The sequence below is a fragment of the Nocardia sp. NPDC058499 genome, assembly GCF_042719915.1.
In the GTDB taxonomy this organism is placed as follows: domain Bacteria; phylum Actinomycetota; class Actinomycetes; order Mycobacteriales; family Mycobacteriaceae; genus Nocardia.
This window is the reverse complement of the sequence record NZ_JBHXMZ010000002.1, coordinates 568049-582134: the sequence shown is the minus strand read 5'-3', so window position 1 is coordinate 582134 and position 14086 is coordinate 568049. Positions and strand designations below refer to the sequence as shown.

8 protein-coding genes are annotated in these 14086 nt (G+C 71.0%); 5 read left to right on the top strand and 3 right to left on the bottom strand.

Features of this window, described 5'->3' with window-relative positions; genetic code table 11:
• Window positions 1-48: 48 nt before the first annotated feature.
• Window positions 49-345 carry an MGMT family protein gene (locus ACFWPH_RS07820; RefSeq protein ID WP_378748813.1) on the bottom strand — a complete coding sequence of 99 codons (297 nt, stop codon included), beginning with the start codon at window positions 343-345 and terminating at the stop codon, window positions 49-51.
• A gap of 7 nt (window positions 346-352) precedes the next feature.
• A complete protein-coding gene (locus tag ACFWPH_RS07815; RefSeq protein ID WP_378748812.1) occupies window positions 353-1129 on the bottom strand; it encodes an alpha/beta hydrolase in 777 nt (258 codons plus the stop codon).
• Window positions 1130-1366: 237 nt separating this feature from the next.
• Here ACFWPH_RS07815 and ACFWPH_RS07810 point away from each other — a divergent pair, with 237 nt between their 5' ends.
• Together ACFWPH_RS07810 and ACFWPH_RS07805 are read left to right on the top strand one after the other, a co-directional pair.
• Window positions 1367-6064 (top strand): PD-(D/E)XK nuclease family protein, encoded by a 4698-nt coding sequence (locus ACFWPH_RS07810; RefSeq protein WP_378748811.1) that lies wholly within the window; start codon window positions 1367-1369, stop codon window positions 6062-6064.
• Window positions 6061-9456, top strand: a complete 3396-nt coding sequence (locus ACFWPH_RS07805; protein ID WP_378748810.1) for a UvrD-helicase domain-containing protein — start codon at window positions 6061-6063, stop codon at window positions 9454-9456. Before ACFWPH_RS07810 ends, ACFWPH_RS07805 begins: the two co-directional genes overlap by 4 nt.
• A 185-nt stretch (window positions 9457-9641) precedes the next feature.
• Here ACFWPH_RS07805 and ACFWPH_RS07800 read toward each other — a convergent pair whose 3' ends face one another.
• Window positions 9642-10046, bottom strand: coding sequence for a hypothetical protein (locus ACFWPH_RS07800; protein ID WP_378748809.1), 405 nt, complete (start codon window positions 10044-10046; stop codon window positions 9642-9644).
• Window positions 10047-10185: 139 nt separating this feature from the next.
• Here ACFWPH_RS07800 and ACFWPH_RS07795 point away from each other — a divergent pair, with 139 nt between their 5' ends.
• From ACFWPH_RS07795 to ACFWPH_RS07785, 3 genes are all read left to right on the top strand, one after another.
• Entirely contained in the window at window positions 10186-11262 is a 1077-nt protein-coding gene (locus tag ACFWPH_RS07795; protein WP_378748808.1) for a potassium channel family protein, read from the top strand.
• 40 nt (window positions 11263-11302) lie between these two features.
• Window positions 11303-12253: an NAD(+) diphosphatase gene (nudC, locus tag ACFWPH_RS07790; RefSeq protein ID WP_378748807.1), complete on the top strand. Its 951-nt coding sequence runs from the start codon at window positions 11303-11305 to the stop codon at window positions 12251-12253.
• A gap of 211 nt (window positions 12254-12464) precedes the next feature.
• On the top strand, window positions 12465-13907 hold the full coding sequence (locus tag ACFWPH_RS07785; RefSeq protein ID WP_378748806.1) for a zinc-dependent metalloprotease: 1443 nt from the start codon (window positions 12465-12467) through the stop codon (window positions 13905-13907).
• Window positions 13908-14086 lie beyond the last annotated feature (179 nt).

The following is a 14086-nucleotide window of genomic DNA, read 5'->3' as shown; positions in this document are numbered from 1 at the left end:
TATGCGCCGTCTGGGACGATATCCCGGCTCGGTGACCACTGCACCGGATCAGCCGAACCGGTGCCGCGCGGTCCGGAGGTCGACCCGGCCGTCGGAGATGGGTACGCCCTCGGCCGCGAGTAATCGCAGCTGCCGTTCGGCCAGATGAGCGGCGGGTTTCCCGGAGGCGCCGAGCACCCGGTGCCAGGGCAGGTCGCCGGAGTCGGTGCGCATGATCCAGCCGACTGTGCGCGGCGTCGACAAACCCACCGCGGCGGCGATATCGCCGTAGGTGGCGACCCGGCCCGGGGGGATCGAGGCGACCAATTCCCGGACGTGCTCGACTTGTGCGTCACTGGTGACCATTGCGGCCCTACACTGCCGCGCGGATCAACGCCGCGGCCCGCTCCGGCAGGATCTGCGCGACCATATGTTCGCAGTCCCACTCCTCGACGGTGAGGTTCGTGCCCAGCCGTTCGGCGAGCACCGCTTCCACCGGCGCGGCGAGGAAAGGCGGGTCCACTTTCGTGGCGCGCACCAGCACTGTCGGCATATCGGGCGGCGGTAGCGCGGGTTCGCGCGCGAGCTGACTCCAGTACGCGATCAGCGCCGGCAGGCTCACTCGCCACCCGACCCGCCCGTCGCGTGCCGGGACGAGATGGTCGTCGAGTTCGGCCTGGAGCAGGCTCGGGTCGGCCGCGCCCCAGCCGGTGGCGAGTTTGTCCATCCGGGCTTCCTCCGCATCGGTGTAGTCGGGGGAGTCGAGGGTGGCCCGGGCGATCTCGTGCAGCCAGGCGGGGTCGAGCGCGACCGCCGGATCGAGCAGTACCAGGCCGCGGACGAGGTCGGGCCGGCGTTCGGCCAGCTGCAGCGCGCACGCACCGCCGAAGGAATGCGCGACCACCACCACCGGTTCCTCGGTTTCCGCGGTGAGCAGCGCCACCAGATCCGCCACGATCGTCTCGAGATCCCAGGGCGGAAGCGCGGTGGAATGCCCGTGTCCACGCAGGTCGGGTGCGATGACGCGGATATCGGGCAGCAACCGGGTGGCCAGGTCGGCCCAGCGCCTGCCGTGGCCGGTGAGACCGTGCAGGGCCAGCAGCGGCGGGCCGGTGACCGGGCCGAATCGGTGAACATGCAGTGTGGACACGATGACATTCTTATCGCCGTGCCGCGGACCCGCAGCGCCCGCGGGTGCGACGGGGTATCGGCGGTGTCGGCCCCGTCTGTTGCAATAGCGGTTGTGGTGCGTTCGGATAGGCCGGTGCGGCTGGTGCGCCGGAGAACATCGGCTCCCCGGGCTCGGACCTGGGGCGCCGGGATTCGCGCGCTCTTCGCCCCTACCCCGGCAACTCCTGCGCAATCCGCTTCCGGGCGGTTGTGGCGTGTGCTGGGCGGGCCCGGGACAGGGAAATCGGCGCTGCTGGTCGATGTGGCGGCTGCCCGGATCGCCGGCGGTGCCGATCCGGAATCGGTGCTGCTGCTCACCCACTCGAAACAGGCCGCGGCCGCTGCCCGGGATGCTCTCACGGAGCGGTTGGCGCACTGGGATACCTGCGCGCCCGTGTTCGACAACGGTCCGGACGGATACGGCGTCGCCGACCTCGCGCTGTTCCCGCTCGCCGACCCGGCACCCGACGACGGGCTTTTCCCGGGCGTCGGCTCGCCGACTGCGGCCGGGACCGATCAGACACCCACCACGACGGCGGCCGGCGATTCGGCCACCGTCGCCGGGCCCGGTAGCCCGTCCACCCCCGCGGGGGTCGGTCGTTCGCCCACCTTCGCCGGAACCGATCACCCGCTCGCTACCGGCGCGTCCGCTGCCGAGGCTGATCACCTGGCCGGCAAGGCGAGCGACCCCTCCCTATCCCTCCCGGGTACCGCTTCCGGACTGCCGATCTCCGGAGCAACCCGTGAACCGCTGGCCCGCACGATCCACTCCTATGCTTTCGGGATTCTGCGCCGCCAGGCCGCCCGGCACGGGAACCCGCCGCCGCGGCTGCTCACCGGCGCCGAACAGGACGCCGTCCTGCGTGAAATGCTGCGCGGCGACCTCACCGATATCGCCGCCGGTGCCCGCGACCTGTGGCCGCGGCGACTGCAGCCAGCCCTGAGCCTGGACGGTTTCGCCGACGAACTCCGCGACCTCATGCTGCGCGCCACCGAACGCGGGCTCGGCCCGGAGGATCTGATGGAGCTGGGCCGGCGGCAGGACCGGCCGGATTGGGTGGCGGCGGGCCGGTTCGCGCTGCGCTACGAACAGGCGATGCTGTTGCGCTGGTCGGTCGGGGTGGCGGCGCCGGAGGCGTCGGCGCCGGCCTTGAACGCGGCGGAGTTGGTGGGCGCCGCGCTCGATGCGCTGGCCGGTGACGCCGATCTGCTCGCCGCCGAACGCGCCCGGTTGCGCTGCCTGCTGGTCGACGACGCGCAGCACCTGGACCCACAGGCCGCGCTGCTGGTGCGGATCCTCGCCGAAGGCGCCGGAACCACGGTGATCGCCGGCGACCCGGACCAGGCCGTCTACACCTTCCGCGGCGCCGATGCCCGATCCCTGACCGACCTCGAAGTTCCGGCGTCGCGACGGATCGTTCTGCACACCAACCACCGTTCGGGCCCGGCCATCCACACCGCGACCGCGCGTATCGCCTCCCGCCTGCCGGGCAGCGCCGCACATCGCACCACCTTTGCCGACCTGGGTCCCGCGGAACGCGGCGAACCGGAAGCGGGGGAAACCGCGCCCGCCGCGCAGGTCCGGGTCCGGGTGCTCGGCAGCCCGGCCAAGGAGGCCTCGCTCATCGCGGACCAGTTGCGCCGCGCCCATCTCACCGACGGGGTCCCGTGGTCGCAGATGGCGGTGATCGTGCGATCGGTCCCGCTGCTGCTACCGCCGTTGCGCCGGGCGTTGCTGGCCGCCGGGGTCCCGGTCCGGCAGCCGGCGATCGATACGCCGCTGGCCCGCCGCCGCGGGGCCGCCTGGATGTTGCTTTCGCTGCGCGCCGTGCTCGCCGGGGAAGCCGCCCGCCGGGGTACGGGATCCACGGATTCGCTGTTCGCCCCGGACAATGCCCTCGACCTGCTGGGCGGCCCGCTCGGCGGCGCCGACCAGATCGCCCTGCGCCGTCTGCGCCGCGGAATCCGGCGCACCACCCTCGAACTCGCCCGATCGACGCCGGCAGTCGGAGATGCTGCGGGCGATCCGCGCGAGCCCGGAGATGTTGCGGTCGAACTGCCCGAGCCCGGGGATTCGCTGCCCGAACCTGGAGCCGGTCTGTCCGAACCCGGATACGCGCTATCCGACCCCGAATACGCGCCAACCGAACCGGAGTACGAGCCGCCGATCCCCGACCCGGAATCACCACAGGCGCAACGCCCCGACGACTTCCCGCGCCAGGAATTCTTCCGTGACGCGGACCGTCTGGCCGACGACACGGTCCGCTATGCCGACGACGCGGACTGGTTCGGCCTCGACGGGGACCACCGCTACGACGACCCGTGGGACGGGCTACCACCGGAGCGCCCGGACGAAGACGACGAATTCGATCCCCCACCGGATTTTCCCGACGAAGATACGGCACCCACGGCGGTGAGCCACCTGGTGGCGGCGGGCCGGGAGCGCGACGAGTTCGGGGCGCAGCCGGTTTCCGCCGATACAGACGACGGGTTCGGGTCACCACAGGAGCACTCGGGCGGCGGCGATGGATTCGGATCGCCGTCGGAGGGCCCGGACAACGACAACCTCTCGGGCTCCCTGTCGATTGCCCACGACATGCAGCGGACTCCGGTGGACAAGACCGAGGTCCCGGCCCGGTCCGGAGGGCACGGACCGCACCATGTCGGCGCGCCCGGGGACGACCGCGCCGGTCACCCCGGTCCGGATCGTCGGTGGCCGACCGGCTCTCATCCGGCTGCGCAGCGTGCTGTGGGCCTTCGAGACTCCACACGTGGCGACGGCGCGGTTGCCGGTCGGACCGAGACCGTACAAGCGCACCGGTCGCCCGGCGCAGCTCCGGATCCGACGGGGCAGTTGGTGAACGAGGAAACCGGCGCACCGCCTGGGCGGGAAATCCGGCCGGCGGAGGGAGCCGGCAGCGAGATCGGTCTCCAGGACGCCGAACGTGTGTCGGCCGGGTACCCGGCCGCGGACAGCGCCGGGCCGGCGGGTCGTCGCGCCGCACCAGGAAGCCGTGCCGGTGGCAGTACCACCGGTTCGCCTCGGGGCGCTCGTCCGGCGGCCGGTGGCGACGCCCGAGACAGCAATGCCTCCACGGGTTCGCCTTCGGGTTCCGGCCGAATGGCCGTCGGCGATGCCCGTACCGTCAACGGCCCGGGGCTCGTTGCCGATCGCCCTTCGGTGGATACCCTGCGCGACATACTCCTGGGTTCAGGGGACGAGCGGATCCTCGCGGGTCTCACCGAGGTCGAGCTCGCACCGCTGAACCGAGCGTTGCGCGCGCTGGACCGGGCACGCCGGGTCCGGCGCGACGGGGGCAGCCTCGAGGATGTGCTGTGGGCGCTGTGGACCGGGTCGCGGCTGGAGAAGCGCTGGCAGGCGCAGTCGGAGCGCGGCGGGGCGGCGGGAATGCAGGCCGATCGCGACCTCGACGCGGCGGTGGCGCTGTTCGATGCGGCGGCCACCTACACCGACCGCTTACCGGGCGCGACCATCGAAGGGTTCGTGGAATACCTGTCCCAGCAGCAGATCGCGCAGGACCGGGCGGCGCGGTCGCGGCAGGACGAGGCCGTCGATCTGCTGAGTGCGCATGCCGCGGCCGGGCGGGAATGGGAGGTTGTCGCGGTCGCCGGGGTCCAGGAGGGGATCTGGCCGGATCCACGCCCCCGTGGCACCTTGTTGCATACCGAGGACTTGGTGGATCAGGTTGCCGGTATCACCGAGCGGGTGAGCCGGTCCGCGCCGATTCTGGCGGAGGAACGCCGGCTGCTGTTCCTCGCCTGTAGCCGGGCCCGGCGTTCACTGCTGGTGACGGCGGTGGAATCGGTGACCGGTGAACGCGATCTGGTGCCTTCGCGATTCCTGGCCGAACTGATCGGCGGCGAATCCGACGGTGAGCCGGGCGCACTGCCGATCGCGGAGCCGGGCCGGGTGCTGGCGCTGCATGCCTTGGTGGCCGAACTGCGCGCGGTCGTCTGTGATCCGGATGCCGGTGCCGAGCGGCGTCGCCGCGCCGCATCGCAGCTTGCCCGGCTGGCGCTGGCCGGGATACCCGGTACGGCGCCCGGCGACTGGTACGGCGTCCCCGGTCTCAGTTCCACCGAGACGCTGTGGGACGACGACGGGCCGATCGCGCTGTCCCCGTCGACGGTCGAGCTGCTGCGCACCTGCCCGCTGCGCTGGGCGCTGGAACGGCACGGCGGGTCGGACGGTGAGAACCCGCACGCCGTGAAGGGGACCCTGGTGCACACCCTGGTGCAGGCGCTGGCGGGCCGGGTCCCGCTCGACCGGGTGCGTGCCGAACTCGCCCGCAGCTGGACGAGTATCGATCCCGAAAACAGCTGGCACTCCCGGCAGGAACTGCGCCGTACCGAGGCCATGCTGGACGCATTCGTGGCCTGGGTGCGCAGTACCCGGGACGAACTGACACAGGCCGGTGTCGAAGTACCCGTCGACTGTGAACTGCCCGGTCGCGGCGCGGAGGCGCCCGCGGTCCGGATCCGCGGCCGGATCGACCGTCTGGAACGCGACGACCGGGGCCGGTTCGTGATCGTGGACGTGAAAACGGGCAAGAACCCGGTCAGCGAGGCCGATGCCGCCCAGCACACCCAGTTGGCGACCTACCAGGTCGCGGCGGCTGCGGGCGCGCTCGACGAAACCACGGAAGACCCCGAACCCGGCGGCGCGCGGCTGGTATATGTCGGACTGCCGGCTTCCAGCGGGGTCGCGAAGGAACGTGTCCAACCGGCATTCGACGCCGAAGCCCTCGACGCCTGGCGGGAGACGATCCACACGGCCGCCGCCACCACCGAGGGCCCCGGCTTCCTGGCGATCCGTAACGACGGGTGCCGCCACTGCGCCGTGAAGAACAGCTGCCCGGTTCAGGATGCCGGACGTCAGGTGACCGACGAGTGAGCGCCCGGGTCACACCGGGGCAGCTGGCCGACGCGCTCGGCCTACCTCCGCCGACCGCGGAACAGGCCGCGGTGATCGCCGCGCCACCGGGCCCGGCGCTGGTGGTGGCGGGTGCGGGCGCGGGTAAAACGGAGACCATGGCGGCGCGGGTCGTATGGATGGTGGCCAACCGCCTCGTCACCCCGGAGGAAGTGCTGGGCCTGACCTTCACCCGGAAGGCCGCCCAGCAGCTCACCGCCCGGATCCGGACCCGGCTGGCCCGGCTGGCCGGATCCCGTCTGCTCCGCGACCTGGATCCCACCGGCGAGCTGCGTACCACCCTGACCGCCGCGGAACCGGAGATCAGCACCTATCACTCCTACGCCGGCCGGTTGCTGCGCGAACACGGGTTGCTGCTGCCGGTGGAACCGTCGGCGGCGCTGCTCACCGAAACCCAGCTGTGGCAGGTCGCGCATCAGGTGGTGCGCGGCTGGGACGGCGATCTGGAGACCGATCGCGCACCGCTGACCGTCACCGAGGCAGTTCTCGCGTTGTCCGGTCAGCTCGCCGAACATCTCGTGGAACCCGAACAGCTGTCCGAAGCGCATACCGAGCTGGAGAAACTGGTCCATACCCTGCCGCCCGGCCCGCGCCAGCGGGGCGGGCCGAACAAGGAGCTGCTGTCGATTCTGCGGGCGCAGCGGGAACGGGTCGCGCTGCTGCCGCTGGTCCGGCAACTCCGCGAAACCCTCCATCAGCGCGGCGCACTCGACTTCGGCGCCCAGATGTCGCTGGCGGCGCGGCTCGCGGCCGAACATCGCGAGGTCGCCGATGCCGAGCGGGCGCGGTTCCGGCTGGTTCTGCTCGACGAATACCAGGACACCGGGCACGCGCAGCGCATCCTGCTCTCGTCCCTGTTCGGCGCCGGGTACGCGGCCGAACGCAGCGGCCCCCGGCGCAGTGAACCGCGGGCGCCGGCGGTGACCGCCGTCGGCGATCCCATGCAGTCGATCTACGGGTGGCGTGGTGCGTCGGCGGCCAACCTGCCCAGGTTCACCACCGATTTCCCGCGCGGCCCAGGTGATCCGGCGCCGGTCCTGCCGCTGCTCACCAGCTGGCGCAACCCGCCGGAGGCGCTGAACCTGGCGAATACGGTCGTCGAGCCGTTGCGTGCCGCGGCCCGTGCGAGCGGTGGGGTCACGGTGGATCCCCTGCGGGCCAAACCGGAGGCGACTCCAGGTGATCTCGCTGTCGCGCTGTGCGCCACTGTGACCGATGAACGCCGCTGGATCGCCGAGCGGATCGCCGCCGAATGGTCGCGCGCCCGCGAAGCGCAGCGCCCACCGCCCACCTCGGCGGTGCTGATTCGCCGTAACGCCGATGCCGCCGAACTCGCCGAACAGCTACGTGCGCAGGGGTTGCCGGTGGAGATCGTCGGTCTCGGCGGGCTGCTGGCGACACCGGAGGTCGCCGATATCGTCGCGACCCTGCGACTCGTCGCCGATCCGGCGGCCGGCAGCGCGGCGGTACGAATCCTCACCGGCGCCCGCTGGCGGCTGGGCGTGGCCGATCTGGCTGCGCTGGCACGGCGGGCCCGGGAACTGTCGATCGGGCACGACCCCGGCGGCGAAATCACCGATGCGACCACGCTGGCCGCGGCGCTACGCGAGGTGGCGCCGGAACCTGCCGAACGTGCCGGCCTGGCGGATGCGATCGCCGACCCGGGTCCGCCGCAACGCTATTCGGCCGCCGGATATCGGCGGATCACCACACTGGGTGCGGAACTTTCGACGCTGCGGGAACGGGCCGGGCAGCCGCTGACCGAACTGGTCGCCGATGTGGAGCGCACCATCGGGGTCGGTGTGGAGGCGCAGGCGCGTCGTGCCCTGACCGGTTCCGGTGCGGGACGTGAACATCTGGATGCCTTCGCCGAGGTCGTCGCCGGTTACGCGGCCGATACCGGGGCGAGTCTCGGCGGGTTGCTGGCGTTCCTCGCGGCCGCGGAATCGGTGGAGAACGGCCTGGAACCCGGGGAGGTGGAGGTCGCCCCGGACCGCGTCCAGGTGCTCACCGTGCACGCGGCCAAGGGCCTGGAATGGGAGGTGGTCGCGGTACCCCATGTGTGCAAGGAGGTGTTCCCGTCCACCCGCGGGGTGAACACCTGGCTGGGCGCGCTGGCCGAGCTGCCCACCTCGCTGCGTGGTGACCGTGCCACCGCGGATTCGCCGGACGGGGTGCCGGTACTGGATCTCGCCGACTGCGCCGACCGTGCCGATCTGCAGCATTGCCTGACCGCGCACAAGAAGTCGCTCCAGCGCCGCCGGTTGGACGAGGACCGTCGGCTCTTCTATGTCGCGCTGACCAGAACCGAACGTGTACTGCTGGTCTCGGCCCATCACTGGCCCGAATCCGGTGACAAACCGAAGGGTCCCTCGGACTTCCTGCTCGAGGTGAAGGCAGCCGCCGAGTTACCGGACAGCGGTATGGAGATCGCGTATTGGGCGCCGGAACCCGAAGAGGGCGAAACGAACCCGCTGGCCGCGACCCCCGACACCGCGCCCTGGCCCGGCGACCCGCTGGGCGCCCGCCGCACCGATATCGAGGAGGGCGCCGCCCTCGTGAACGCCGCGCTGGCCGACCTCGCCGCCGGCGCAGCCGAACCGGAACCGGGCGACGATCCGGACGGCTGGGCCGCCGATGTCGATGCGCTGCTCGCCGAATTCCGGTCGACGGCGGCCACGGTCACCGATGTGGAACTGCCCAGCCAGCTTCCCGCCACCGCGCTGGTCGAAATGCGCGCCGACCCGGGCAGACTCGCCGCCCGGCTGCGCCGCCCGCTGCCGTACCCGCCGAATCCGCTGGCTCGCCGCGGTACTGCCTTCCACGCCTGGGTGCAGCGCTGGTTCGCCACCGACCAGCTACCCGGCCTCGACGATCTGCCCGGCTCCGCGGACGCCGGCGCCGCGGCCGATGTGGAACTGGCCCGGATGCAGGAAGCGTTCCTGTCCTCGCGCTGGTCGGCACGCCGTCCGGTGGAAGTCGAGGTGCCGTTCGAAACCACCCTCGCCGGGATCGTGATCCGCGGCCGGATGGACGCCGTTTTCGCCGAACCGGGAGACGGCTGGACCGTCGTCGACTGGAAAACCGGCGCCGAACCCGGTCCCGCCGACGAACCTGCGGTCGCCGTGCAGTTGGCCGTCTACCGCCTGGCCTGGGCGCGCCTGCTGGCGGCACGAACCGGGGAAACCGAAGAGCAGGTGCTGAAACGGGTGGGCGCGGCCTTCCACTATGTGCACACGGGCCGGACCGTCTCCCCGGACCGGTTGCCCGGACCTGCGGAACTGACCGAGCTACTCATGAACACCCCCGGGGCCGAACGTGCCGGTTACCCGGACGAGGAATCCCGGCAGTAACGACCGGGCCGGTGCCGTGCCGGACAGTGTCCGCGTCCCGGCGAGTGCCTCGAGCCCCCGGGCCGACCGAGCGTCCGGTCGAGGTCGGGACGCAGGCCGTAGCCGTGGGCGACGCTCTGCCTCCGATCCGGCCCCAGTGGCGGAAGCCTGTCCGATCACGCGCCCCCATACGCGCGCGTGTCCGTTCAGGGACGTGGTGTCCGGCGGCTCACCGCCAAGGCCTGGGTGATCAACGGCACCTGTAGGGGCAGCCGGAGCAGCGAGATCGCCTTGAGTGCGAACGGTGCCTTCGGGTTGCCCACCGAATCGGTCGTGAACTGGATATTGGCGGGGAACACCGCGATGAACAGCAGCGCCGCCAGCCGGCCACCCAGCCGCCGGGTCCGCGGGATCAACAATGCGGTCCCGACACCGATTTCGGCCACACCGGACCAATATGTGTAGGAGCGTGCTTTCCCCGGCAACTGTTTCGGGACGATGGAATCGAACGGTGCTGGAGCCACGAAATGCATGACCCCCGCACCCAGGAGGATCGCGGCCAGGTGCAGGGCGGGGGTGCGGGTGATATCCGGAGATGTGTCGTCTGCCATGGGCTCCACCGTAATCCGGGGACACGGGCGAAGGTGGCCCGCGGACCAGCGGGCGCGCAGCGGGCCCGGCGGTCTGCGAGCGGGTAGGCTCCCGAGCTGTGTCGGAGGGACTGAGGGTGTCGAATTCCCGGGGTAGCGGATGGTAGCCCCGGTCAGTGCCCGGTTCGCCCAGCTGGGCGGCCGGGGGCGGCTCGGCGGTGAGCGCCCGGATTTCGCACTGGTCGGGTTGCTGCGTATCCCGGAGGCACAGAGCAGTCCGTGGATTTCGCTGACCCGCCGGGTACTGTTCGCGATCGGCTTGCTGTGCACCGCCGCGATCGTCGTCTACCTCGGCCGCGACGGCTACAACGACAATTCCGACGGTTCGGTGGACCTGCTCGACGCGTTCTATTACGCGACCGTATCGCTGTCCACCACCGGATACGGTGATATCGCACCGGTCACCGATTCAGCGCGGTTGGTGAACATCTTCGTCATCACACCGCTGCGGGTGCTGTTCCTCATCGTCCTGGTCGGCACCACCCTGGCGGTGCTCACCGAACGTTCCCGCCAGGCCTTGAAGATCCAGCGTTGGAGGCGCACCGTGCGTAATCACACCGTCGTCGTCGGGTACGGCACCAAAGGCCGCACCGCCATCGACGCCATGATCGGGGACGGGGTGCAGCCCGCCGAAATCGTCGTGGTCGATACCGACGCGGTGGCCCTCGAAGCCGCCGCCACCGCGGGTCTGGTCACCGTGCACGGGACGGCCACGCAATCCGATGTCCTGCGGCTGGCGGGCGTGCAGAACGCCGCATCGGTCATCGTGGCCGCCAACCGCGACGACACCGCGGTGCTGGTCACCCTGAGCGCCCGGGAGCTCACCAAGAAAGCGAAGATCGTCGCCTCGATCCGGGAATCGGAGAACACCCATCTGCTGCGCCAGTCCGGCGCCGATTCGGTGGTGGTGTCCTCGGAGACCACCGGCCGGCTGCTCGGTATCGCGACCACCACACCCAGCGTCGTGGAAATGATGGAGGATCTGCTCACCCCGGAACACGGTTTCGCGGTCGCCGAACGCGAGGTCGAGCCGGGTGAGGTCGGGGGATCGCCGCGCCACCTCAGCGATATCGTGCTCGGTGTGGTGCGCGACGGCGAGCTGGTCCGGGTGGGCGAACCGTCTGTCGACGCGCTGGAAACCGGGGACAAACTGCTCTACATCCGTCGCGCTCGCTGACCCGGATACCCCGCGGTTCGCGTCGCGATACCCTCGGGACGTGGCGGTATTCGAGCTCAACCAGATCCCTCTGTTGTCCCGTTCGGCGCTCGACCGCGCCGACCATCTGCGCGGCGACGCGCATGTGCTGAAGGAAGGCTGGGCCACCGCCCGGCTGTTGCGGATCGGGCGGCGCGGTGCGGTGCGTTACGAATCCGGGGCTCTGGTCTGGGAAGCCGCTACCGAACTATCGGCCGAGCCGAGCCCGGACGCGGTGTTTCTCGGTGTCCGCGACGGTGTGCATCTGTGGGCTGTCCGTGATCGCGACCTCGCCGGCGAACTACGTGACCTGCGCCAGCTCGCCGACAGCCGGGTCGACGATTTCACCGCCGGGGTGCTGTCGGCCGCGCTCGCCTTGATCAACTGGCATGCCGGCGCGGCATTCCACGGCGCCGACGGCAGTCCGATGATCCCCGCCAAGGCCGGGTGGTCGCGGGTGACCGAGGACGGTCGCGAGGATTTTCCGCGCACCGATCCGGCGGTGATCTGCCTGATCCACGACGGGGGCGACCGGGTCCTGCTGGCTCGTCAGCACAGCTGGCCGGCGACGATGTTCTCCCTGCTGGCCGGGTTCGTCGAGGCCGGGGAATCGCTCGAACGCTGCGTCGAACGCGAGATGCTCGAGGAGGTCGGGCTCGAGGTCGGCGATATCCGCTATCTCGGCAGCCAGCCGTGGCCCTTCCCGCGGTCGCTGATGCTCGGCTTCTGCGCGCTCGCCGATCCGGAGCAGCCGTTGGCGTTCACCGACGGTGAGATCGCCGAGGCCCGCTGGTTCACCCGCGACGAGGTGCGCGCGGCACTGGCGTCCGGCGGCTGGCCGGCCCGGCCGGGTGCGGGAATCGACCCCGGCCCGGAGGCGCCGCCGAAGCTGCTGCTGCCGGGTGCGGTCTCCATCGCCCGCACCATCGTGGAATCGTGGGTCGCCACCGGCGCCGATTCGCCCGCGGAATAAGTGGTCACCGGGCAAGGCCGGGCGATGCGCCCGGCCTTCACCGGATCGGCCGGATGTTCACCGAGCGCGAAGCTGCCCCGCCGTGGCGGACCGGCCGGTTCGTCACGCCTACTATGGAGAACATGCAGCTTCACGAAGCGCCGGCCGGTTCGCTCGGTGCGCGCGCGCTCCCCGGACACCACCCGGACGTCGTACCGGCGGGTGAGGCGTAATGAGCGATTTCGGATTCGGATTCTCCCAGGGCGGTGACGACGACGACCGTCGCCGCGGCGATAAGCCGGGGGGCGGTAACGACCCGTTCGGTCTGGGCGGTGGCGCGGCCGGTTTCGATCCGGCGGCCCTGGGCCAGATGCTCACCTCGCTCGGGCAGATGCTCAGCGGTATGGGACAGGGCGTGGCCGGTGGTGCTGGCTCCGGCCCGGTGAACTACGACGTGGCCAAACAGCTCGCCCGCCAGCAGCTCGGTAAGACCGTTGAGCCGGTGTCGAGTGGGACGGCCGCGGCCGTTGCCGATGCCGCCCACCTTGCCGAGCTGTGGCTCGACGATGCGACGACCTTCCCCGCCGGGGCGACGACCACGGTGGCCTGGACCGCCAACGACTGGATCGAGAAAACGCTGCCCACCTGGCAGCGACTCTGCGATCCGGTGGCGCAGCAGATCTCCGGTATGTGGACCGCCGGGCTGCCCGAGGAAGCGCGCGAAATGGCCGGGCCCATGATGGGCATGCTCGGCCAGATGGGTGGGCTCGCCTTCGGTTCGCAGCTCGGGCAGGCGCTGGGCCAGCTTGCCAAGGAAGTACTGACCGGAACCGATATCGGTCTGCCGCTGGGGCCGGCCGGTACGGCCGCGCTGCTGCCCACGGCGATCTCGGAGTTCAGCGAGGGCCTCGAGCAGCCGGAGAGCGAGATCATGGTGTTCCTCGCCGCCCGCGAGGTCGCCCATCAGCGCCTGTTCGTGCATGTCCCGTGGCTGCGCCAGCAACTCCTCGGCGCCGTCGAGGACTACGCGCGCGGGATCACCATGGATTTCTCCGCACTCGAGGAGGCGGCCCGCGATCTCGATCCCTCGGCGCTGACCGATCCGAGCAAACTCGAGGAGATCCTGTCCCAGGGCAGTTTCGAACCGCAGACGACGCCCGAGCAGAAGCAGGCCCTGGACCGGCTGGAGACCTTGCTCGCGCTGATCGAGGGCTGGGTGCAGGTCGTGGTCGGCGCGGCGGTCGGCGAGCGGCTGCCCGGTGCGGGCGCACTGGCCGAGACACTGCGGCGGCGCCGCGCGACCGGTGGTCCGGCCGAACAAACCTTCGCCACCTTGGTCGGCCTCGAGCTGCGACCCCGCAAACTGCGCGAGGCGGCCACGCTGTGGCAACGCTTGACCGACGATGCCGGTCTCGCGGCCCGCGACGGTGTCTGGGCGCACCCGGATCTGCTGCCCGACGCCGCGGATCTCGACGCGCCCGCCGGGTTCATCGATTCGGTGATCGGCGGCGGTGCCGGCGCGTTCGACGATCCCATGGCCCAGCTGGCTGCCACCGAGGCAGCGGAGCGGGAACAGGCCGGTAAGGCCGAAAAAGGCGAGAAGCAGGATCCGCCCGCCGAAGGCGGGGACGAATCCGGTCCGGAGAATCCCGAATCCGGTAACGGCAAGGACTGAGTCCGAACGAAGCGCTGTGGAGTCGTGCTCGGCGGGCTGGGTTTCGCACGAATTTCCTGCGCGGCCGTACGCAGTGCCGCGAACCGCCCGCCAGCTGCGATAATCGGAGTTATCCACAGGCCGTGCGCCTGTGGATAACTCCCTTCCGGGAACCTGTTGCGGCACAACGGCCGTCGCAT